25 protein-coding genes and 2 pseudogenes are annotated in these 21,498 nt (G+C 52.1%); 14 read left to right on the top strand and 13 right to left on the bottom strand.

Annotated elements, in window-relative coordinates:
* The first annotated feature begins 262 nt into the window (after positions 1-262).
* Positions 263-1,159, top strand: coding sequence for a ParA family protein (locus tag PISL_RS08010; RefSeq protein WP_167827674.1), 897 nt, complete (start codon positions 263-265; stop codon positions 1,157-1,159).
* On the opposite strand, the gene PISL_RS08005 is transcribed toward PISL_RS08010, so the two are convergent.
* Positions 1,125-1,460, bottom strand: coding sequence for a hypothetical protein (locus PISL_RS08005; RefSeq protein WP_053240458.1), 336 nt, complete (start codon positions 1,458-1,460; stop codon positions 1,125-1,127). The genes PISL_RS08010 and PISL_RS08005 overlap by 35 nt on opposite strands.
* Before the next feature lie 24 nt (positions 1,461-1,484).
* Between PISL_RS08005 and PISL_RS08000 the strand changes: the two genes are divergently transcribed.
* Entirely contained in the window at positions 1,485-2,162 is a 678-nt protein-coding gene (locus tag PISL_RS08000; RefSeq protein ID WP_011763284.1) for a methyltransferase, read from the top strand.
* A 211-nt stretch (positions 2,163-2,373) separates the two neighbouring features.
* On the top strand, positions 2,374-2,814 hold the full coding sequence (sixA, locus tag PISL_RS07995) for a phosphohistidine phosphatase SixA (protein WP_011763283.1): 441 nt from the start codon (positions 2,374-2,376) through the stop codon (positions 2,812-2,814).
* 211 nt (positions 2,815-3,025) lie between these two features.
* Here sixA and PISL_RS11730 read toward each other — a convergent pair.
* The 4 genes and pseudogenes from PISL_RS11730 to PISL_RS07985 all read right to left on the bottom strand — a co-directional run.
* Positions 3,026-3,130: pseudogene (locus tag PISL_RS11730) on the bottom strand (hypothetical protein); the annotation flags it as partial.
* A 176-nt stretch (positions 3,131-3,306) separates the two neighbouring features.
* Positions 3,307-3,552 (bottom strand): annotated as a pseudogene (locus PISL_RS11725) (helix-turn-helix domain-containing protein); the annotation flags it as partial.
* Between the two features lie 37 nt (positions 3,553-3,589).
* Positions 3,590-3,712, bottom strand: coding sequence for a hypothetical protein (locus PISL_RS11575; RefSeq protein WP_280531761.1), 123 nt, complete (start codon positions 3,710-3,712; stop codon positions 3,590-3,592).
* Positions 3,713-3,867: 155 nt separating this feature from the next.
* Positions 3,868-4,137, bottom strand: a complete 270-nt coding sequence (locus PISL_RS07985; RefSeq protein ID WP_053240456.1) for an AAA family ATPase — start codon at positions 4,135-4,137, stop codon at positions 3,868-3,870.
* A 235-nt stretch (positions 4,138-4,372) separates the two neighbouring features.
* On the opposite strand from PISL_RS07985, the gene PISL_RS11380 reads away from it, so the two are divergent.
* The 3 genes from PISL_RS11380 to PISL_RS11375 all read left to right on the top strand — a co-directional run bounded on the left by PISL_RS11380 (position 4,373) and on the right by PISL_RS11375 (position 6,070).
* The gene (locus PISL_RS11380) at positions 4,373-5,029 is read left to right on the top strand and encodes a peptidase dimerization domain-containing protein (RefSeq protein WP_011763282.1); all 657 of its coding nucleotides are present in this window, start codon (positions 4,373-4,375) and stop codon (positions 5,027-5,029) included.
* Positions 5,030-5,344: 315 nt separating this feature from the next.
* On the top strand, positions 5,345-5,581 hold the full coding sequence (locus PISL_RS11025; protein WP_167827672.1) for a hypothetical protein: 237 nt from the start codon (positions 5,345-5,347) through the stop codon (positions 5,579-5,581).
* 249 nt (positions 5,582-5,830) lie between these two features.
* Entirely contained in the window at positions 5,831-6,070 is a 240-nt protein-coding gene (locus PISL_RS11375; protein WP_011763280.1) for a hypothetical protein, read from the top strand.
* Positions 6,071-6,304: 234 nt separating this feature from the next.
* Here PISL_RS11375 and PISL_RS07965 read toward each other — a convergent pair whose 3' ends face one another.
* Positions 6,305-7,033, bottom strand: coding sequence for a hypothetical protein (locus PISL_RS07965; protein WP_011763279.1), 729 nt, complete (start codon positions 7,031-7,033; stop codon positions 6,305-6,307).
* On the bottom strand, positions 7,026-9,428 hold the full coding sequence (locus tag PISL_RS07960) for an HD domain-containing protein (RefSeq protein ID WP_011763278.1): 2,403 nt from the start codon (positions 9,426-9,428) through the stop codon (positions 7,026-7,028). The genes PISL_RS07965 and PISL_RS07960 overlap by 8 nt, the downstream gene beginning before the upstream one ends.
* A 358-nt stretch (positions 9,429-9,786) precedes the next feature.
* Here PISL_RS07960 and PISL_RS07955 point away from each other — a divergent pair, with 358 nt between their 5' ends.
* Positions 9,787-10,059, top strand: coding sequence for a hypothetical protein (locus PISL_RS07955; protein ID WP_053240454.1), 273 nt, complete (start codon positions 9,787-9,789; stop codon positions 10,057-10,059).
* Positions 10,060-10,318: 259 nt separating this feature from the next.
* Here the strand turns inward: PISL_RS07955 and PISL_RS11570 are convergent, their stop codons facing one another.
* Positions 10,319-10,450 (bottom strand): hypothetical protein, encoded by a 132-nt coding sequence (locus tag PISL_RS11570; protein ID WP_280531760.1) that lies wholly within the window; start codon positions 10,448-10,450, stop codon positions 10,319-10,321.
* A 739-nt stretch (positions 10,451-11,189) separates the two neighbouring features.
* Positions 11,190-11,771, bottom strand: a complete 582-nt coding sequence (locus tag PISL_RS07950) for a hypothetical protein (protein WP_053240453.1) — start codon at positions 11,769-11,771, stop codon at positions 11,190-11,192.
* 292 nt (positions 11,772-12,063) lie between these two features.
* Here PISL_RS07950 and PISL_RS11015 point away from each other — a divergent pair, with 292 nt between their 5' ends.
* Positions 12,064-12,282, top strand: coding sequence for a hypothetical protein (locus tag PISL_RS11015; protein WP_167827671.1), 219 nt, complete (start codon positions 12,064-12,066; stop codon positions 12,280-12,282).
* Between the two features lie 207 nt (positions 12,283-12,489).
* On the opposite strand, the gene PISL_RS07945 is transcribed toward PISL_RS11015, so the two are convergent.
* The gene (locus PISL_RS07945) at positions 12,490-12,930 is read right to left on the bottom strand and encodes a hypothetical protein (protein WP_053240452.1); all 441 of its coding nucleotides are present in this window, start codon (positions 12,928-12,930) and stop codon (positions 12,490-12,492) included.
* Positions 12,927-13,238 carry a hypothetical protein gene (locus PISL_RS07940; RefSeq protein WP_053240451.1) on the bottom strand — a complete coding sequence of 104 codons (312 nt, stop codon included), beginning with the start codon at positions 13,236-13,238 and terminating at the stop codon, positions 12,927-12,929. The genes PISL_RS07945 and PISL_RS07940 overlap by 4 nt, the downstream gene beginning before the upstream one ends.
* A gap of 31 nt (positions 13,239-13,269) precedes the next feature.
* Here PISL_RS07940 and PISL_RS07935 point away from each other — a divergent pair, with 31 nt between their 5' ends.
* From PISL_RS07935 to PISL_RS07915, 5 genes are read left to right on the top strand one after another with little or no spacing between them, the layout of a single operon-like run.
* Positions 13,270-13,752 (top strand): hypothetical protein, encoded by a 483-nt coding sequence (locus PISL_RS07935; RefSeq protein WP_053240450.1) that lies wholly within the window; start codon positions 13,270-13,272, stop codon positions 13,750-13,752.
* Positions 13,742-14,731, top strand: a complete 990-nt coding sequence (gene csm3, locus PISL_RS07930; protein WP_011763274.1) for a type III-A CRISPR-associated RAMP protein Csm3 — start codon at positions 13,742-13,744, stop codon at positions 14,729-14,731. Before PISL_RS07935 ends, csm3 begins: the two co-directional genes overlap by 11 nt.
* Positions 14,728-15,681: an RAMP superfamily CRISPR-associated protein gene (locus PISL_RS07925; protein WP_011763273.1), complete on the top strand. Its 954-nt coding sequence runs from the start codon at positions 14,728-14,730 to the stop codon at positions 15,679-15,681. The genes csm3 and PISL_RS07925 overlap by 4 nt, the downstream gene beginning before the upstream one ends.
* Positions 15,682-15,685: 4 nt before the next feature.
* Positions 15,686-16,699 (top strand): type III-A CRISPR-associated RAMP protein Csm5, encoded by a 1,014-nt coding sequence (csm5, locus tag PISL_RS07920; protein WP_209319994.1) that lies wholly within the window; start codon positions 15,686-15,688, stop codon positions 16,697-16,699.
* On the top strand, positions 16,687-19,785 hold the full coding sequence (locus tag PISL_RS07915; RefSeq protein WP_011763271.1) for a Cas10/Cmr2 second palm domain-containing protein: 3,099 nt from the start codon (positions 16,687-16,689) through the stop codon (positions 19,783-19,785). The genes csm5 and PISL_RS07915 overlap by 13 nt, the downstream gene beginning before the upstream one ends.
* Here the strand turns inward: PISL_RS07915 and PISL_RS11010 are convergent.
* Complete coding sequence (locus tag PISL_RS11010) at positions 19,697-20,197, bottom strand: hypothetical protein (protein ID WP_167827670.1); 501 nt, start codon at positions 20,195-20,197, stop codon at positions 19,697-19,699. The two genes, PISL_RS07915 and PISL_RS11010, sit on opposite strands and share 89 nt — an antisense overlap.
* Positions 20,194-20,514, bottom strand: a complete 321-nt coding sequence (locus tag PISL_RS07910; RefSeq protein WP_053240449.1) for a hypothetical protein — start codon at positions 20,512-20,514, stop codon at positions 20,194-20,196. The genes PISL_RS11010 and PISL_RS07910 overlap by 4 nt, the downstream gene beginning before the upstream one ends.
* Positions 20,515-21,132: 618 nt before the next feature.
* On the opposite strand from PISL_RS07910, the gene PISL_RS07905 reads away from it, so the two are divergent.
* Complete coding sequence (locus PISL_RS07905) at positions 21,133-21,498, top strand: hypothetical protein (RefSeq protein WP_053240448.1); 366 nt, start codon at positions 21,133-21,135, stop codon at positions 21,496-21,498.

Genomic DNA, 21,498 nt, shown 5'->3' with positions numbered 1-21,498 from the left:
CTCCAAGCCGACAACGCACTCCACGTCAGAGCTCCTATCGCTGTTGGAAAAAGCCACAGGCGCCCCCACAGAGGAGGACGTGAGGAGATGAGCACTACGTCCAGACGCGCCACCCAGACGCCGAGGACCGCCGGAGGCGGAAGCCAAGCCACTCTGCAGAGACTCCACGGCTCTTGAGAAAACCCACGCCACCTAAAAAGAACTAAGGCGGGCTTAGAATGACTAGAGGTAAAAATATTAAATAATGGCTAAAAATATTATTATGCACACGTTAAGTTTTATCTCTGCCTCAGGAGGCGTTGGAAAAACAACCTTTGCCATATTAACAGCCGGCGCTCTAGCGGCGCGGGGGAAGAGAGTGCTTCTAATAGACCTAGACTCTTCAGCCACAGCAACTCTCTGGACAGTCAAAAACGTAGAGGAGAACTGCGACATCAAGACGTTGATGAAAGAACTCCTAGACTATAGACTCGGGAGGACGCGCAACATAAGAGACGTCAAACAGTGTCTACATAAACATAAAGTGAGGGGGCTAGACGCCGTGTTTTACATACTGCCAGGCGGAAATCTCAACGATTTAACAATGGAGATATTTTCGACGCCCAAGTGGGAAATATTACTCGACGAGTTAATAGCTCCGATAAAAGAGGACTTCGACTACATAATCGTAGACTCCCCCAACTGGCTGTATCCGCACTTCCCCATGGTCGTGATGTTCACCCCCTTCTACATAGCCCTCACGAGGCCCGGAGGGCCCGAGAGGGAGAAGACAGCCCTACTCCTAGACAGGATATTCGCCATGCTCAAACGCCACTTCTCCATCCCAGAGCCAGAGAAATACGTCGCCGTGCTCCTAAACCAGATAAGGACAACCAAAGTAGCAGACATAGAACGGGAGTGGAACACCCTCTACAAGACCCTCGCCGAGAGGTACCCGGGCATCACAGTAATACGCAACGACAAAGCCGACTACTACTACGGGGAAGTCCAAACCCCCTTCTACGGCTTTAAGCTCAGAAACGACCTAGGCGCCGAGGAGTACCAAAAGAGCGGACACCCCCTGAAAAGTAACAACAAGGCGATAAAGGCCCAGTTCACGGCGTATATGGAGAGCCTAACGGAGTTCATAAAAGCCAACGCGCCCTACCAAGTGGAATAAGCTCACCCCCCACGTAGAGATATACGTCCAAGAGCTGCGAAAGCCACCCCAGGAAATCCCTAAGGCCAGGCCGCGGCTCGTCTGCGATGAGGACAAGAGCCGCCCTCCCCACCCCGTAGAGATATGCCAGGGCCTGCCCCACCCCACAGTAGAAGCTAGAGAGGCACTCCACCTCCACCGGCACACCCCCACACACCAAGTCGGGCACCACCTTCGCAAACCCCAGGTCGATGGGAGACCCCCCAGAGCAGCCGAGCCTAACCCTCAGCGTATTGACCACCTCCGCCTCGCCACAAGCCACAAATATAAGAAGTGGTAGATATATGTGCTACGCGCAGAGATAGCCAGAGCCGCCCTCCGTATTTTACACGCCGCATCGCCAGCCGCGGTGTATAGATTTAGAGACATGGCGCTCTACATCCCACGCGGCGTCTTCAACCCCGTCTTCGCCGTATCAACAGCCCTCGCCATAAGCCACATAGACGCCAGAGGCAGAGTAGCCGACTTAGGCACAGGCTCAGGCGCCATAGCCATAGCCCTAGCCAAAAGCCCCCAGGTAGAGACAGTGTGCGCCTACGACATAAGCCCCCTAGCCCTCGCCACGGCAAGAGTCAACGCAGAGATAAACAGAGTGGCGCACAAAGTCGCAATCTGCCCAACAAGAAAAGCCCTACTAGCCGCGGCCCCCTACGACGTAGTTACGGCAAACCCACCCTACCTCCCCCTAGACCCAAGAGACGAAAAAGACAAAAACTGGTGCGCCGGCCGCCACCTAGAGGCCATAAGAGAAATCACAGCCCAAGCAACCCACATACTCAAGCCAGGGGGAACACTCTACATCACAGCCTCAACACTCACCGACATGAAGCAGGCCGCCAAAATACTAGCCCAACACGGCCTCACCCCAAAGATAAAAGCCTGCACAACAACCCCCCTAGACCACATATGCCTCATAGAGGCGCACAAGACCCCACAACTGAGACACGCCCTGCCTAAGCCCTAGAAGGCAGGCACGCGAGAGACGCCGCCGGACCCCACACCGCCGTTGTAGAATCAAAGCCCAGCGGAAGGCCACAAAGACGCGGGGCCTCAGCCCACGGCTCCATCGGCGCCGGTAACACATGACTAGACAGCCGCCGCGTCTACCAGACGCCCCCCGGGAAGGGGGCGGCGAGACGCCGAAAAAGAATTAAAAGGAGGGAGTGGGGAGTGACATGCCCCTCCTCTGCCTAGTCCAACACGGCAAGGCCTACCCCGAGAGCGTAGACCCCGAGAGGAGCTTGACGCCCGAGGGGGCCGACGAGACGAGGAGAGTGGCCGCGGCGCTGGCGAGAGCCGGCGTGAAAATCGCCGCGATATACCACAGCGGGAAGAAGAGGGCGAGGCAGACAGCCGAGATCTTCGCAGAGGCCCTCAAGCCCGCCAGGCTGGAGGAGGCACAGGGCCTAAACCCCAACGACGACCCGGCCCCCTGGGCGCAGCGTATAAACGCCATAGCCGAAGACACAATGATAGTGGGCCACCTCCCCCACCTAGCCCGCCTCGCCGCCCTCCTCCTAGGGGCCGACGTCGTGGAATTCCGCTACTCAGCCGCCCTCTGCCTCGCCGGGCCGCCCTGGAGGATAAGATGGTATCTAACGCCGGAGCTGGCCTAGATGCTGTACATCTCCACGAGGCGCTCCACATCCCCCAGGTCGAAGTAGCCGGCCTCCTTCTCGCGAACGCGAAGACGTAGAACCCCTCTGCCCTGACCCCCTCCAGCTCCCTCTCCCTCAGCTCCCTCTTGACGCCGGGGCAGTCCACGCCGTCAGACCACTTCACCTCGCCGTAGAAGGCATCCCCCTCCCCCACGGCCAAAATATCGATCTCGTACGTCCTCCTACCCACCCTCCCCCACTGCCGCCCCACCCGCCGGCCCGGGTGAAGCGCCTGCACCACCCGCCGCGCCACCTCCTCATACACCCGCGACATGTAGAGGTGGAACCGCCCCCAGGCCTCCTCAAGCGCCGCCTCGCCCGCCCCCTGCTCCCCCTACGCGGCTGGACGTGGGCAAACCAGAAGGCAAGGTAGTTATCCCGGATAAAGTAGAGCCTCCTCCTCGCCTTGGGCGGCTCCAACACAGGAACCTCGTGCCCCACAAGATCCAAGAGCTCCAGGGTGGCCAGATACCGGGAGGCAGCCGCCTTGTCGAGCCCCGCCTCGCTGGCTATCTCCCCCAGCCTCCTCCTCCCGTCTGCAATAGCCCTCAAGACCAGGAAGTAGTTCCGCGGCTCCCTAAGCTCCTGCCGCAGGAGAAACTCCGCCTCCTCGTAGAGGAAGCCCCCCTTGGTGAAGAACTCCCTCCTGACGTTTTCCCAGAAGGGCAGAGAGGCGTCGAACCTCCTGAGATACATCGGCACGCCCCCCGCCACGCCGTAGACGTAGAGCCCCTCACGGCCGCGGGTAGAAGAACTTCACAGCGGAGAGGGGAAGCTCCCCCAGCTTCCAGCTGGCCGTCCTCCTCCCATACAGAGGCGACCTGTACCCCAGCACCTCCCCCTCCATCACAGACACGCTGGAGCCGCAGAGCACCAGAAATCAGTCCTAGAAAGAACCTCGTCCCACAGACGCTGAAACCTGCTCAACACGGACGGATCCACGTCAACCAGGTAGGGAAACTCGTCGAAGATCAGCACCGTCCGCTTCCCCTCAGAAGCGGCTCCACAGCCCTAAAAAGCGCCCCCCTCAAAAGCCGCCCCCCGCAGATAAGACGCCCCCAGCCCCGCCGCCAAGGCATCCCTCAGCCTAGCCAAGTTCTCCCGCACAGACGTCCTTTCGCAGTAGAAATACACCGCCCTCTTCCCAGCCGCAAACCGCCTCAAAAGCTCAGTCTTCCCAATCCTCCGCCTCCCATATACAACAACCAGCTGAGCCTCCGGCCTACGGTACAGCCCCTCAAGCCACTCCAGCTCCCTCTCCCGATCAAAAAATTGATCCACAGTTATAATAACTTACAATCAACAATTTTCACAGGAGCAGGTGGCGCCGTGAGGCGGTACGGCCGCCGGCCAGGACCGCCCAGAGCGTTACAAAGAAAGAAGGTTCCCGACAAACCTCACCACCGGCGGACACATCCTCCCACACGCTCCCTAGCAAGCATCACAAACGCGTTAGCCAGCATCACAAACAAAATCGTCCTGGTCACTGGACAGGAAACTAGAGGACAAAAACGCCGTGGAGGAAGTGCGGCTCTACGCGAGGAGGGCGGCGCTGGAGGAGGCCCCCCTAAACCCCGAAGACTTCTGGAAGTGCGTCGGCGACGCCGCCGAGCTGTTCAGCGAAAGAGACGGCGAGTACTGCCTCGACATAGGCGGAGAGGTAAGAGCGCTCTCCCTCTGCCTCTACACCGCCGCGCTACTGGCAGTCAGGCTGTGGAACACCAAAATAGAGGCAGTCTACACCACGGCAGAACACGCCGAGAGGATAGTCCAGATAGACCTGCCAATACTCTACGTCAACCTACTCACACGCTCCAACGCAAACGCCAGAAGAAGAATCCTAATCGAGGAGTTAAACAAGAGGTTGGAAACCCCAAGCGAGCTATCCACGGCCATTAAGAACTCAGCCGAGGTGTACATGAGGATGACTAAAGCCCACGAAATCGGCTCAGGTGTCATAAGAGGAGGCTCTAAGATAAACGTAGTACTTGACTACGCGGAGCCAGAGCTTGACATGAGAGTTCCACCAGGCACATCACCGACGAAAATCATCGAGCACCTCAGAAGGGGGCTTGAGAGGCTCGCCACAGTCGACGTAATAGACATCAGCGAGCCAAACTATACAAGCCCCCAGGAAAAAATTGTGAGAGCCGTTCACGAGGGGATTTGCTAAAAGCAACTGAGACATTCAACACACTCTGGCACAGAGTGGCAGACGGCATGAAGTCGATATACGCAGCCATGCTCATAGCACAGGCAATACCAGTAACAGCACCACTGGGCATATACCTAATGCAAGCAACACAGTACTACCAATGGGTAGCAAACACAGCACTCTTCGAAGCATACACACTCAAAGTACTGACAGAGGTAATGACCTACGCAGTAACGTATAGCGGGACTCGGAGCAACACTGCTAATCCTAGACAAAACAAGAGCAATAGGCTCAGCCGTAGTTTCAATAGCGCTCACATACCCAATAACACTAGTGGCACTCGCGAAGTACGTAGAGAACACCGTGATGCCGAACATAAAATGCTCAATACCACAGGACATAGCAAAAGCACTGCCAACACTTGGAAACACACTCACAGGATGCTTCGACACAGCAGCCACACTACAAAGCTTCTGCATACACACCGCAATAGTACTAGCCCTAACAACAGCAATAGCCGCAGGGCTTGCATACGCAATATCAAAGACATACCAAGCAATAGCACCATGAACCCCAAACTACGCAGAGCCTACGCTAGGTGTGTTAGGGAGTTGACTCGTGAGCCTCTTCCTGACTTGGTTAATGGTTTTTACGATTTCTTGATGGTTGATTTTGGGAGTATTGGCGTTGGGATGCTAGGGCTTTGCTGTATAGTTTTCGCCTCGCTCTTGACTATGGCTTTTTGAGGGTTGGCGTTGTTTTTGTGCTTGACTTCTCAAGGCCTGAGCACAGAGCCGTGGCTATAGGTGGGTTTCGATCATGAGGGAGCTAGCCCTAGACTACGCACTAGCCCAAAACGAGCCAGCCGAGATCAAAGCAGCCAAACAGTGCCTAGAGAAGGGCAGGTGCACAGTCCTAACGAGAGACTACGACCCACTAACGGTAATAAACGAAGAAATACAACCAATAAAGATAAGCCAAAGAGCTTGGATAGTCAGAAAAATAACAGTAGATAGAAAATGCCTAACACAACAAACACAGGCAAAAACACCACCATAGCCCCCACCGAAGCACAGAAACCCCAGGCAAAGCTTATTTACAAAACCCCAATAAACACTCGCGATAATCCACAATAGAGTAGAAAGTCAGGCTTTAGGCTCTTGACGTAAACCTCAGCATTATCGATAGTCTGCGATAGAGTAGGGAGTCAGTGCTGTGCGATGTTTGTTACAGACACAGAAATGCGCAATACTATCAAAGACGACGAACTAAGCTAAAACTGAAAACTTCTTTCTATATTAAAACCAATTGCTTACTTGAATCTAAAGTAACGAAAACAACCACACCGTCAATATCAACTGCTAGGGCGGGCTCAACCCACTCAAAAACACCAAGGCTTTTAAGCTCATTCCTAAACCGTTCAAATTCACTCCTAACCATATCATCGTTGAGCCTCCTCTCAACATAAGCCCTAACCTCCTTAATAACTTCTTCAACCTCACTAGCAACACTAGGATCAACGTGTTGCCTCCAAGCATCTGGCTCATTTAAAATTTTCTTATCACCCTCACGCCATATGAGCACGGGAATACTTAGATCATAGTTCGTAACTAACTTACGAATTTCGTGCCCAAACTCCTCTAACAAATTAGGCTTAGTTGCAAATATACTCCGTGTTAACAATATTCTGCGCGATGGCCTAATAGTTGTCTCGAGAAAACCAATTTTGGTGTTCTTTTTGGCCTTAGCTACGAATCCGATGCCTAACTTGCAAACGTCGAAATCGATAACCCCATCATGCGATCTACGCGGAGCCACGATGTAATCAACGAACTTAAAGCCCATTCCGTCAGATGTGAGAATTCTAATGCTTCCCTGAGCATCTTTGGCTTTAATAAAGACCCAGTCAATAAAGGGAATGTTGCAATTCTCACCAACAATCCTGATGATTCTCGACGCTTGAGTAGCGATTTTAACAATACTGCTCACTTTTATCTGTGCTTCTATTAGTCTCTTAAACATAAAGATTTTTATATAAGATTTTTATTTTATTACACTTTGTTAAATCACTTTTAATGATGTTGCTGAAGAACTCCTCATAGCTCTTTCTACCGACTACGTACCACTCATGTAGGAGCTCGCTATCAAGAATTACGTGATAATTCTCACCGCATATTTCTTTACGCCCCTCACATCCGGTGAGGAATGCATCGATAGCTCTAGCTATGGTTTGATAGAGCTTGGGCTTGTCTTCTCGCCACGTTATTTTGGTCTTCTTTAGATCTAAAGACCACTTTTGGGGTAGCTCGATAAAATCGATAAAAACCTCCGGCTCAAAACGCAGGCCTTTAATAGGTGTCTCAAACATGATTAATCCGCGAAATGATGGCGCTATATGATATAATTTCATCTTCATCAATTTCATCAATAATAATTCAATAGGCATTTCTTCTCTCGCCGCCTTAACTAAGTATGCTGGTAGCTTTATTCCCTCATTGACTTCATCAAAGCGCCCAATTATCTCTGGCGTAAGTTTTTCCTTGCTAATCTCCTTTTCCTCGCTTTGGCCTAGTGGCTTTACGTAAATCCTCACGTAGTGGTTGCTGTCGTATTCGTGGTTTGGTGGTTTTGGTATGTATGTGTGGGCTATGCCGATAGGCCATAGACCACTCTCAGCCACCCACCTGAGTATTCGGTCTATCTCGTTTACGATTTCTCTCTTGTCCCTGCTTATGTAGGCTTTGACTTTTGTGCCTGGCTCGCTGCCTTGCCTTGGTTTGTGCGTTATTAGTGCTGGTGCTGATGGGCTTATGAGCTCTACGACGTAGCTAAGCTCTCCATTCACCGGTGTTGTCTCGACAACGACCTTGTCGGCCACCATCCAGACTGATAGGAAGCCTATGCCGTGCATCGAGATTGGCTTTATCTCGCCAAGCCTATCCCTGTACATGCTCGCGCCAGCCTTGAGCAGGTAGTTCCTTATCTCGAACTCATCCATGCCAGAGCCATTGTCGCCAACCTCAAGCACGTAGTGATCACCCTCCTCGTAAAGCCTAATCCAGAGCTTGGGCTCGTACTCACGAGGCTCAGGCAGCCTACCACTCCTCCACCAAAACTCCCAAAACCTCCCCTTACAAGCATCGATACCATTGCTCACAAGCTCCCTAAGCACATACATAACATCACTACCATAGAGGTACTTGGAGAGGAGCTCTTTAAAGAGGTGCGGATCAGCCTCAATCCTCATGTCTGATGATAATCTATAGATTTTATCTCCAACCGTAACGTCTATGTTTATTACAAGCCTAGCTGGTAAGCTCCTGAGCACCTCCTTAATGCTTGAGCCTTTATAATGCAGGCCGTGCATCACCACGTTTAGTGTGTTGTCGATTTTCTCGGCGACTCTCTGCATTAAGCGTAGAACATCCTCGATTTCGACTCCGCTGCTCTCCGCGCTTAATGAACCGGCGATTCTAATGGTGGTTTCCTCACGGCGTGGTTTGTTGAGTGATTGATTGAGTATGTGATGGATTGGTGATTGCTTATCGCTCTCATTGCTTAGTAAGTATCCAATGTAGGCTTGTACGAGGGACTCAAGCCCCATGTCCTCGATTGCTATAAAGCTCCTTGTGTTGCGAATGTCGAACTCATCGGCCAAAGCCAGTAATAGGGCTAGGAGCCAGGGCCTGGCTTTGCCTGTGGCCCATGAAATCTCACCACCGCTCATCCTAGGAAGGGCTTCCATTAGCTTCTTTTGTAAATCCGGATCTTCGCTCAGCTCGATTCTGTCTGAGTCAATGCTCTCAAAGAGCTTATCCCCGCTCTCCCTATGCTTAGCCGAGACGAAGGCTGTTAAGTACTTAACGTAGCGAGCTGTGGATGTGTCTAACCTATTCAACGCATCATCAAGCACTTTGCCGATGTTCAGCTCACTCGCTCCTGCGCTTGAGCCGCTTTGCCAGTACACGCTCGCCAAGCCCAGTATAGCCCTCGCTGATCTAATGTGGTGTTTTTTCCTAATCTCCTCCCTAACCCTCCTCCCCTCAGCACCACCTTTGGTGAGTGTTTCTACTTCCTCCTCGCTCTGTGGTAGCATCCCGATGTCGTGTAGGATTGCCGAAAGCCCGAGGATGAGGAGCTCCTCCTCGCTCAACCTCCTAAGCCCATCGAGCGTGAGAAGTAGCCCATAATTCCTAATCACGTGGAGACAGTGCGATGTGTCGTGCCTGGTGTAGTTGGGGAAGTACCTACTGATTGAGTTGAGGGCATCGGCAACCTCGTCGAAAACGCTCTTAAGCACATCGGCGTAGTAGCTCTTTTTACTATTTCTCAAGACCTGGTACAAACACGTCTCCTCAAGCTTAAACTCGCCAAAGTCCTCCCTCTCAACGCACTTCTCCAAGTCGTTGATGACCATTTTCCTCGCTTTTTATACCAATATATATGTCTTATTGTTGCGCCTTTCGGTACTTACTCAAGCAGTTTTCTCACCATGCAATCCCTCGCGTTCCTAAGCCTATTGAGAGCTTTCCTAAAATGCTCGCCAGGCCTTAACCCACTAAGCTTAAACCTGCTGAAGGAAATGCGTAAATAAAAACGAGCAAGCGCGATTATCGATGTCGCGGATTTCGCTAGTACCCGTTGGTTGGGGGTTCATGGGTGTGTATGTTTGGAGTGAGTACTGCGTCGTCACTGACGGTGGTGCGCTCGTGTCTTGATGGAGTAAGGCGAGGGATTTACCTAGGAGATTTAGACGGTGACGAGCTTAGCAAGGCGTGAGGAACTACTACGGAGGTGGCGAGAAGAGAGTGATCGTCGAGGTGGCTCCCCACCACGGAAACGCATTCAGCGGCGAATTAAGCAACGTCAAGCCGCGCATCGCGTATATACCGAGGTGCGATGAGCACACGAGGTGGAGCATAAGCACGAGCTACGCCCAATCCGCAGTTACCAGAGCAAACCATAGCCTTCACCACACTAGCATTCTCACTAGGCTTAGCACTGGCGAAATACCTCAACCACCGATAGAGGCCAAACCCAAGCTGTGATTACGAAAGCCCCAGAGACTCACTTTCGATCAGCCTAGCAAGTCCAACGAAGCCCACGCCAAGCCCCCGAGGCTCTTGAGCTCATCCAGGAGGTAGAGTCAGAGCGTTGGTTTTTCGCTTTATCAATGCCTTATTTGACTGAGCTTCTCAAGCGCCTCATTGACTATGCGCTCGGTCTCTTCTTTACTAATGCCGAGGGAGTGTATGAGGATGTTCTTTAGGGATTTGGGCTTCCCGACCTTGCCTACGTATCTACCGCTTACGTAGAGTTGGAAGTACTTACCATCGTACCTAACATCGCAAGTATCCTCACCACGTGCAAAGCCGCCGCGCCACCCATAGATTGGGCTGAGGTGCTCTCTAAATCGCTGAGGCCGGCTCGATAATGCACGAGCGCAAGCCCCTTTTAAAATAAAAGTAGTAGTAATGGCAGTGGTGCCTTCACGAATATGTAATCGCTTCTCTCATCAACGCTTACGCATAAGTTATCTGGATCGAGATTAAGCACGAAGTAGAAAGTAGAGATACACACCAGCCACGAAACCACCCCATTAAAACATTCCAATATATGTCGGTAAAGGACACAATATACTTTAGACAATGGTTTAGAAGGCCGAAGGCGAAGAACGGCGCTTTACCACGCCCTCTCTGAGGCGGGGTTGCGATCGTAAGGCGAAGAACGGCGCACGCCGGAACCCAGACAGAGGAATGTATGAATGTAAAGGGGCGTTTGAAAGCGACCGCCGGACTAACAAAAAACCATGAAAAAACTTAAAAACCCAAAAGATCCGAAAATACGAGCCCCAGAAATCAAAAGATAGTAGAAACAGCAAGGCTGGGAGTTGGCCGGACTGAACCGCGTTGAAGACCGCGTCAGAAATCAAAAGATAGTAGAAACGACGTCATAAAGGCCATCTGTTCGAGAGAGACGATTACGCCCTCCAGAAATCAAAAGATAGTAGAAACCTCGCCTTCCAGGCCTGGAGGAGGGCGAAGCCGGCCATCGCGGCCAGAAATCAAAAGATAGTAGAAACCGGATCTGTCATATGGCCCAAGCAAGCGGAGGGGGTTTGCCACTCAGAAATCAAGCATAGTAGAAACATGATCATATCCAACTCGGCTTGGGGGTTTTAGGGTTTTTTGAGTAGGCCTTCGCGTTCTAGCTTTTTCAGTGCTAGGTATATGGCGCCTGTCCCGGAGAGCTTTGGTATGTAGTAGCAGTGGTCTTGGCCTCCCCTCTCTTCTAGGGCCTTCCTGAGCGATAGGTAGCTTATGTATGGGTTGTCTCTGCTGACTAAGGCGCGCCTCACCGCCTTGCCGTCGCCGAAGGCCCTGTATATGTCTAGGGCGAACTTCACCTGTCTGTAGAAGTTGGGGGTGTACGCCACCAGGTACTCGTCGGCTGGGATCGCGCCGAACAGATACGGGGAGAACGTCTCGGTGGCCACCAGCACCAGGCAGCCGTCGAGCTTAACCCCCTTCTTCTTGAGGTCTTCACAGCTGTCGACGTCGGGGGAGCGGCTTAGGCTCCTGCACGCCTCGTCGTACGCCCCGAAGAACCACCTACACGTGTTTCCGGCGCCCCCCTCTTGAAGCCAGATGGCCGAGCTGAGCTCCGCGTCGAGGTGCTTCACGGTCTCTCTCAGCTCCGGCATGAGTACGTCCAGCCGCTCGACGTACTCCGCAATGAGGGCGGTGGTAAACGCCAGCACGCCAGCCCCCTTGTCTCGCAGGTATCTGTGGGTAGACGCGGCTAGCCCACGAGTAGGCGAACCTGGTCGCCCCGGCGTGTACTGGGAGCAGCGCCAGAGGATCCGCCCTGCCGCACTCCTCAGGCTCCTCGCCCTCCACCACTGCCCTCGTGAGGAGCAGGTGCGCAAGCCCCGTCTTGAACTCGTGCAGCCTCTTGGTCCCCTCCCCGAAGGAGGTGTGGACGCGGGGGAAGGCGAGCGATAGCATAGACAAGAGCTCGTGCGCCTCGCCCCAGTACCGCTCGAAGTGAATGTGGAGGTACCACTGACGGCCGGCCTCATCGTAGACGAGGTGGAGTCTGAAGCCTCCAGTCTCCACGCCGCTGCGCGTCACGAGGGTGTCCACCACTACGTCGGCGGGACTCCTCTTTTTCCCCGCCATTTAGTCGGCTTCCTTTACTTGCGTGCGCAACTTGGGGCTAGTGATGGGGGCTACCTGCGGTTACGGCGCTGGGGGTTTGTGACTGCTTGACGCATCGCGGGGCCTTGGGCCGTTGGACTATGTACATCTCATGGGCTGGCCGGTCTGCTTGCATCTGGTGTTGGGTTATGTGCTGGCGTGTTCCGGCGCAGTGATACGGGTCGGCTATCCTCCAGTTCCGCCGCCGACGGGGCTTAAAGGTGCGCCCTCGTGTGCCCCGTGATTTCCGTTTTTGTCCCCCGCGCTCACGTGGCGTGGCTATGGCGCTTTCTTGGGCTGGAGCAGTCTCAAGCCTAAGTCGTAGAGCTGTGTAAGTCTTATCGGCGTAGTTAGATGTATCACGGCCGTCTTTTTTTGAGGATTTAGCCGCATCTTAGAGCGTTGGAAGTGTGGGATCCAGCTCGAGGGCGGGGTGTAGAATTTTACCTTGATGATTTGCTGGAGCTCTTCGTCGTATGTTCCGTGTGTCTCCAGTATGTCTGACGACACTGCAGTTACTGGAAGCCTTCTACCGTCTAGGAAGGCTATGACCATGGGGACGTGACCTGCCTCCAGGAGGGCGTCGAGGTGGAGCAGTAGCTCGTCCACAGAGTCGCATCTGAGCCATATCTCTCCCGGCGGCAACGCCACCACCTGGCACGGGCCGGTAGCTGAGCCGCCACCTACCGATATCACCCTGACCGCTGCCCTGATCGTCACGACTCAGCCCAGTGTATCGGCTTCAGAACCCTCATTCCTCCATTGTAAACAGGTATATCACCTAAGCCAGTTATTACGGCATCTATTGGATATGGCACTACCCTCATGCCGTCTGCCTTGACATTCCTCAAGCCACTTCCACTCCAGTAAGTAATTGATCCAAGCGTACCTGGGGTGGACTCGTCCATGGATGTGCTATCAATGGCGACTTTTAACCACCGATCTAGAGAAGCGGCGGGCGCCTTATGCCAAAGAAATTGCGCTGTGGTTGCAGATCTTCCTTCAGCTTCCGGCGTTTTAAGTAGCACAAATTTTAAATTTTCCACTGTTATAAACATAATGGTGGGAAGAAGTATTTCGGGAACTTTTCAATTACAAGTGCCCGACCTCACAAATGACGATAAAGTTCAGGATATCATTATACAAATTTTAAATATAGATAAAGATCAATCAAAAAATTTTATAGGTAATACTACGAAAACTGCATATAGGAGATTACATGAACGTCTTGCATCTATCATAGATTCAGCTATGGAGAATATAGAGAAACTCAGTGTATCTTCAAATAGATATATCATGGACTTGGTAAAGGTGAAGATACTTATTAAGTATCAAATGGGAAGAAAGCAAATTTCTCATGCACTTGGTAACTATCTCCTTTCACTTGTGGACGAACTCATTAGCATAATAAAGCGTACGTCACAAAATGCAGAATCTGCAAAGCAGGGCGCGTGGGATAAAGTAGCTACGAAGCGCGCTCTGGATAACGCTCGTACTATAATTGACGCGGTGGCCGTAGTAGTGTATCAATATGCAGAGTAAGATAATAAGGAAACTTCAGGGTATAGTGCTTATCTACGCAGAGATCGAGACGTTGAGCGGTCTTCTTATCAGAACGCCAATACACGCCCAGAGCTACAGAGTCGGCGGCGCCGACATATACCCAATGGTGACAAGGAAAAAATACAGATTTAACCAAGATGCATGTAACGTCGAGGGGAGCGAGGAGGTTGAGTTAGAGGTTCCGTACATACCTGGCTCTAGTCTCAAGGGTAGGATGAGGTCGCTACTTGAGCTTGCCCACGGGCTACCTCTCTACACGACAGATAACAAAATCTGGCAACACGTCAGGTCGCTCAGCGCAATGCAGCTAGAAGACTTTCTGGATGATCTAGAAAACCGGTGCCTAATTGACGAGCTCTTTGGATGGGCGGCGACCAGCTATAAACAGGTAGATGAAAAAATAAAAGAAGTAAAAAAAGAGGATATCCGTAAAAAATTTGAAAACGCGTGGAAAAACGCCGGCATTACACGTCTTCTTTTCGACGACTTCTTCCCAACGTGTGAAACGATTAATAAGCTGGGGGGCAGGTTCGTAGGAATTTCTGACTTCTTAGAGGACAAATCCGAGAATAGGATTGATAGAGTGACAGCTACGGCTGACCCGCGGAACGTTGTCAGAGTTAAGCCTGGCGTAGTTTTCTATGGGTACATCAGGATGTTGCTGTTCGACAACGACAGAGACATGGTCAAAAAGTATCTCCAGACACTGCAAGCCGGCATAGAATTGATTGAAAACACGTATCTAGGCGCCTCGGGAAGCCGCGGATACGGCCGTGTTGCCTTCAAAAACTTTAATGTTGTGATACTAAAAAGTGAGTGCGAGGTAAAGGATACGAAACAAAAACCAAGTGAGTGCAAGATAAAAAAGGAGGGGGAGCCTATTAAGACGGATCGTATCGACGATGAAGAAAAAGTAGTTAAAGCTGTTATGCGCGTCTTTGAGCGAGGTAGTTTATGACTGACTTTTTCTTGGTGGAGTTCTTTAAGGGTTATCACGTTGGGTGGAGGGAGGTTACTCCGGTTGTGGATCACACGTCGATTCTCAGGGCGCTTATCTATGTGGCGCATATGATCGGCGATCTAGACGCCGCGAAGAAAATCGAAGAGGGTCAGGTTAGGGCGACGGGTCTTTTTCCTGTCGTGGGAGAAAATCTGCCCCTTGTCCCGTTTCCCCATATACCGTCTAAGTCCAAAGAGGTGAGGTATCTGTGGGCTACGCTGGGAGCTGTCGAGAAGGTGCTTAGGGTGTGCTCAGGTAGCGAAGATTGCTTTGTCAAAGAGACCACAGATGATAAGGTTAAGGTGAGGAATCTGGGAAAGAGGAAGACGCTGGAATTGAAACGAACCGGCCCCGTAGTATACGACGAAGACGTGCATATCGAGGTAAGCGGAGAACTCTACGAGGTGGTTGTTGAGTACAGGAATAGACTGGATCGGGCAACCCCGGCTTCAGACGTCTTTATAGTAGAGTGGGTGAGACCTAGGACTAAGCTCTGGCTCGCAATAGAGGGGCTCGATAACGCAGATGCCCTCCTGGGGGTGTTGGGGGAGGTGGGGCTGGGGGGCATGAGGAGTAGGGGGTGGGGAAGGTTCAGTGTGGAGAGGTTGGACAGCACATACCGTCTCGAGGGCCTCGACGGGGGGTGGAGGTACCTCCTGGGCTCATACCCCTTCCTTGGCTGTATAGAAAAGGCCTATGGGAGAGAGGTGTGGATTGAGGGGTACTCGGGGCCTCCCTACAACAGCTATATGCTACCGCGGATACGCGCCATATCGCCCGGAGGCGTTGTCAAAGCTAAGGAAAAGTGCGATGGCGTTGTCTTGAGCTACGTCAGAGATGAGTGGAGGGAGGAGAAGGCCGAGTCAAGCGCAACGGTGGTTTTTAACCCGCTGACGTATGGCATTTAGAGGCATGGAGATTAAGCTCTCTCCCCTGACGCCTGTCCATGTGTGGAGCGGAGATGTGTTGGTGGTGGGATACGACATAGTGGTGAAGGATGGCGATGCGTGTATAGTAGACGTAAACCAACTGCCCACCGAGGTTATCGAGAAAGTGGCAGATGACCTAGCTCCGTTGGATAGATACGCGGACAAGGTGAAATGTAGCCGTGTCTTGAAGCTCCGCTCGGATTTGTCGAGCAAATTAGTTTACGACATCAGCCCGTGGTACGTCCCCGCCTCCACGCTGAAGGGCTACATCCGCACCGCCCTCTTGTACAAATGGCTAGGCGAGCGGCAAGACGCTATGAGGCTCATAGAACAGGCGGTGAAACAAGACCGGAGGCCGATCGGGTCGCTACTTGAGGATAGGCTTATGAGGATGCGAAGCCCAAGAGTTGATGTAATGCAAAGCTTGAGGATTTGGGAGACTAAAGCCAAGGCGGAGACCGCGATAGTAGATATCCACGTGAAAAGGTTGCCCTCCCTTTCCTCTGTGGCAAAGGTGTCGGCGGTTGCCTTAGTGGGGGGCGAGCTGAGATACGGCATAGAGTTGACGCCCTTTAGACCTAAAGTCAGAGGCCAAACGGAAGAGCTTGCCAACGCAATCAAGCTGTTGGAAAAGTTGCCTCATCTCGGCGTAGACCACATCCGAGAGGCGCTTAGGCAGTTCGGCTGTAGGTTGCTGGAAAACGAAATAGAGCAGGCTAAGAGACATAAGAAATTGGCCCCCTATGTTGAGGCGCTGGAGAAGTGGAGGAGTAAATACTGCAAAGCAGACGAGGCGTGTGTAATCGCGAGGATGGGGCGGATGACCGGAATATACTCTAAGACGGTTATATCAATCATAAGGGAGAAGATGCCGGATGTCTACGAGATGCTGTTGGAGAAACATTTTCACAAGAGGCATGACTTTAATACCCTAAAGCTTGTGGAAATAGATGGAAGACAGTTGGGAGTTGGCTGGTGTGAAATATGCCTGACCTAAAAAAGGTATTGGGGGCGCTCCTTCACGACGTAGGTAAGCCAATAAGGAGAGCTGGCTTAGCAGACAGAGACAAGCTATTGGAAAACATAAAAGAAATTGAAAAATCACAAAATATTGAACTTAGAAATTTACATGATACAGCAAGTAAAATCGGAAAGAGATCTGTTGCACATACAGAGTTCACACAACTAATATTGAACTTGCTACTTCCGCCAGAGGAGGCAAGTAGAATAAAACCTGAAAAGGATTGCACTAAGAAGGCCGATCGGAAAGCCGCGATGGAAAGAGTGGGGTCTGGGGATGTAATGGATGAATTGAAAAAGCAACTGCAAGAATCTGGCTTTAAGTACGGTGAAACTACTCCTATGTTGCTACCCCAGTGGATGCTCTTGAAAACGAAGTATTTGAACAGCGTTGGTCTATGTAGTTCACAGAAGTCCTGGAACTACGAAATGGGAAGAAAGGAATTCATAGAAAACCTGAAAGATATCTTTGAGATCTTAAAAGATCTTAATAAGTCTAATAAAGATAAATTCTTAGAAAAATATAAAGAATTATTATGTTATTTATTTGATAAAGAGATCTGGGTTCCTGTGAAGCCTCTTGATCCGGAGTTTATTATCAACCTCAGAGGTATGACTTACAAGGAGGCCCTTAATGGAAGTGACTATCCTGAGGTGGCTAGGAGGCTGATTTCTATGCTTGTCTGGGCTGGAAATGTCTATAATAGAAGGGTTTCCTATGGATTGATAAATACGGTACTTAACATCCTCAAGGCGACTACGATGTTTGTGCCATCTGCGCATTGGGCGGCTTTGGTTCCGGACATCAGTCTCTATAGCCACAGCAGACTGACGGCGGCGTTTAGTACAGTGTGTGAAATGAGAGACTCGTTTATTATGCTCACTATAGACACGATGGGGGTCCAGAGGTTTGTGGCCTCGCCGAGAGAGCCGGCCGCCGCATCCCGCATCTTGAGGGGGCGTAGTCTCATCGTTATTCTGGCGCTCGACGCCTTAACGAAGTATGCCCTTCATCTTTTCGAGGTACCAAAGACAAATGTGCTTGTGGAAAAGGGCGGTGCTGTTGATCTGATTCTGCCGGTAAGGAGGATGGAGGACGACAACTCAAAAAAGAAAAGGAGGAGAAAAGACAGCATTTCAAAGGAGGACAGGGAGAGGTTGAATACCCTTGAGGAGGTGGCAGCGAAGCTTTCTGACTTCTTGGGTAGCGACATTCGATTCATTGTCGCATATACCAAACCCCGTGGCCTTAATCATATAACATACCTTAAGGCATGGCTTAGTTTTTACGGGGCCATGGAGGGGGGAAAAACTCGCGGGAGGAGAACCTATGGCATAATGAGTGTTTTGACGGAGCTTGAGAGGGAGCTTGCCAAAAAGAAGGCAGTTCTGAGGAGGTCTGAGAGTTGGTGGAAGAAGGTAGGTGGCTATGATTCGTTGACTAAGGAGGCGATTCTTGACGGCGATAAATTCTCCGTCAAGGTGGGCGAGGAGGATAGTGATTATTTCGACGGCGTTGCGGGCCCCGGCAAGCTCCAGGTTGGCGATGTGTTAGCCGGTGTTACCCATATGAGTCTAGCTGCCGGCTCTGCTGGTCGTGGTCTCGCTGGAGTTATCGGGATTCACCTGTTCGGAAGCGCCTCCGAGGATGACGTCGAAAGTTTTGTAAAGAAATTGAGCAGTAAGCTGTTCGGCAACTGTCGTCACACGTGTCTTCACGGCTACGTAGATGAGTTTGAGGTGGCCGTTGTCCCTCTGTTGCCGGTTAGGTCGGTCTATTTATTGCTGTCCGTGAGAAACAGCCCTGTCTACGACGTAAGAGATCCAAAACAGTTGGCCGCCGCCTATAGGGGCATCGCCAAATTGCTTGATGAACTTACGCAGCTCCTTAGAGAGAATGGGAACCCCGCTACCGATGGTAGGAGGGGTTGGGGGACGTATATTGACATAAAGATTGTGAATGCCCCGCACGCCTTTATTCTGACCAAGGCAGAAGACGTTGACGTCAAGAACGCATTTGAGGAGCTTAGTGCAAAGATTAGGGATCTGCTGGGCTCTGCAGATGTGGAGATTGGGTTCGACTTTTTTGCATATTATCACCCCGCCGTCTACAACGCGGAAAGGGGGAGATACGAGTTGGTAACGATCGACGAATATGAGATAATTGGCCTTGCCAAGATGGATGTTGATAGATTTGGCGACGTAAGGCTTATGTATGCATTCTCTCCGTCTAGGTTGGTTACCCTGTCGGACTACGTCAACATGGTATTGATGGGCAAGGGGTACCTCACCGTTGTCGATGAAGTGAAGAGGCGTAACGAAAACGCGAAGAGATTTAGGCTCCTCGACGTGATTCCCCTGTACGCAGGGGGGGACGACTTGAGCTTGTATGGCAAGTGGAGCCATCTGCTCTACTACCTTGCCAAGCTACACCGCTCTCTTAGGGCCGCTCTCTACCCACTTACGCTTTCCCTATCTGCCGCTATAGACCGCGACCACGTGCCTCTCCTATATCTATACAGAAGGGCAGTAGAGGGCTTGGAGCTACATGCGAAAAGGTATAGAGCAGCTGGCGCTATAGAATCAGACGTCGTCGCGCTTGAGCCTCCTGAGTGCGGAGGCGCACAGGTTGATCTCAAGAACCTATATAGCGCTTGGAACTTCCAAATCTTTGAGAAGGTGTTGGATCCATTTACGATGCCCTACGTGAAACTTGAGGAGTGGACTAGGGAGCTCTATATTCTGTCCTCGCTGGCGGCTAGATATGAGACGCTTGAGATCAAGCAACATAGGGCACCGGCGACCAGGCTACGTGAGCGAAGTCTACAGCTCAAGGTTTATTACGCCTACGTGTGTGTAAGGAGAAAAGACGAGCTGGAAAAGCTGATAGATACAATGAAGCGGCTCGGCATCGGTGAAGACCCCATCTTGCTGTACCCCAGTTCTAGAGAGCTGGATAAGGCACTGAAACTGCTCAGTGTAGCCAAGCCGTACCTAGACTTAGTTCTGCTTGCAATAAGGCGTAAAGATACGGTTCAGCCACTGGAGACAGAAACGCCTTAGCTGGGAGATAGGCAAGGACGGACGAGTCGTCGCCCACCGCGGGCCATCTCAAGAACTCCTTCCTGACGCCAGGCACAGCATAGATGTCCCACCGCCCTATGTTGTCCCTTAAGAGATCCCCAACCCTTCCGACGTAGAACCGAGCCTCCTTTTCCACCTCGGAGGACAGCCCCTCCTCTTTCTCCCCAGCCGCAGCCACCACCCCCGCGCACGCGCACTCCCAACACAGGAGCGCCGCGTCGCGGATGTCGTCCTTCACCTCCACGAGCTCCAGCCCCCCGTAGACGCCGACCACCCTCCCCCCCAGCCTGCGCGCCCAGCGCCGGTTGGCCACGGCGAAGAGGAGGGCCTTCTTGTTAGCCTTCTCCCCCAGCAACCTAGCCGCATAGCAGGGGAAATCCAGCACCTTCACGTCGGAAAACAGCTCAGGCCTCCAGTCAACACAGCCGCCGGCCCCCTGCCGCAGAGAGAACATACGCCACCCTCCGCCGGCGAGCCGTCAAACGGCACGCCCGGCTCCAGCCTCGCGGGATATATGAGGTACGACACAGCCCTGAGGAGCTCCCCCGGCGGCTCCCGCCCACAGTCAACATGAACGTGGGCCCGGCCGCCACAAGCCGCGGCCACAAGCCACCTAGCCACATTAAGCAAGACGTTCCTCCCCCTCAGATCCCGAAAATGAAGCGAAGAATCCAGCAGCCTATGCACCCCCCTAAACCAAACCCGCATATACAAACAAAGAAACACATATAAAAACAATACACCCAACCCCACAACACAAAAACGCCCAACACCCCCAACGCACAACCACACACCACCCCGCGCTAAACCACCACCAATTGAGAAACTGCCACCGCACAGTTCTACTATTCTGACAACAAAGACAAACTTAAGGTGGATTATGCACATGATGTTTCTACTATCTTTTGATTTCTGGAGGAGGGGGATAGTTGGGTACTCTGACAAGCACGTCTTTTTTGAGTTTCTACTATCTTTTGATTTCTGGTTGGGAACTGGAGGACATCATGATATTCCCAGACGTGTTCTGGTTTCTACTATCTTTTGATTTCTGGGGCTTGTGTCTATGGATCTTTTGGGTTTTTAAGTTTTTTCGTGGTTTTTTGTTCCCTCGGGGGTCGCTTTCAAACGCCCCTTTACATTCACACATTCTCCTGTCTGGGTTCCGGCGTGCGCCATTCTTCGCCTTTACCATCATACACACGCCTTAGAGACTGCGTAACCCAGCGCCATTCTTCGCGTTTGGCTGTCTAGCCCCTTGTCTAAAGTATATTACATCCTTTACTGACATATATGGGAATGTTTTAATGGGGTGGTTTCGTGGCTGGTGTGTATCTCTACTTCGGCCGTGTGAGGGTTGGGCCTCTCGTGGGGTACCTGTGGCTTTTGGGCAGGCGGCTTTATCTGAAGCGTAGTTGGCGCCCTCGGGACACTGTCTACCTCGGCTCTGTGGACGATCTTCTTGGCGTCGCCGTGAGGGTTAGGCGGCTCGTCCCGAGGCCCCTCCCCGTTAGGCAACTCGTGGCTGCGTTGGTGGACGCCCTCAGGAAGGCCTACTACGTCGCCAGCCGCTGCCGGGACTCGCCGCGTTGGAAGATACGCGCCTGGGAGGCGGCAATAGCCATTGAGTACGCCGCCACCGCCCTCGCAATGTACTGGCCAAGCGCCGCCAAAAAGATACTAGACGGCGGCTAG

This window comes from Pyrobaculum islandicum DSM 4184 (genome assembly GCF_000015205.1).
In the GTDB taxonomy this organism is placed as follows: Archaea; Thermoproteota; Thermoprotei; order Thermoproteales; family Thermoproteaceae; genus Pyrobaculum; species Pyrobaculum islandicum.
This window is presented reverse-complemented; position numbering and strand designations above follow the sequence as displayed.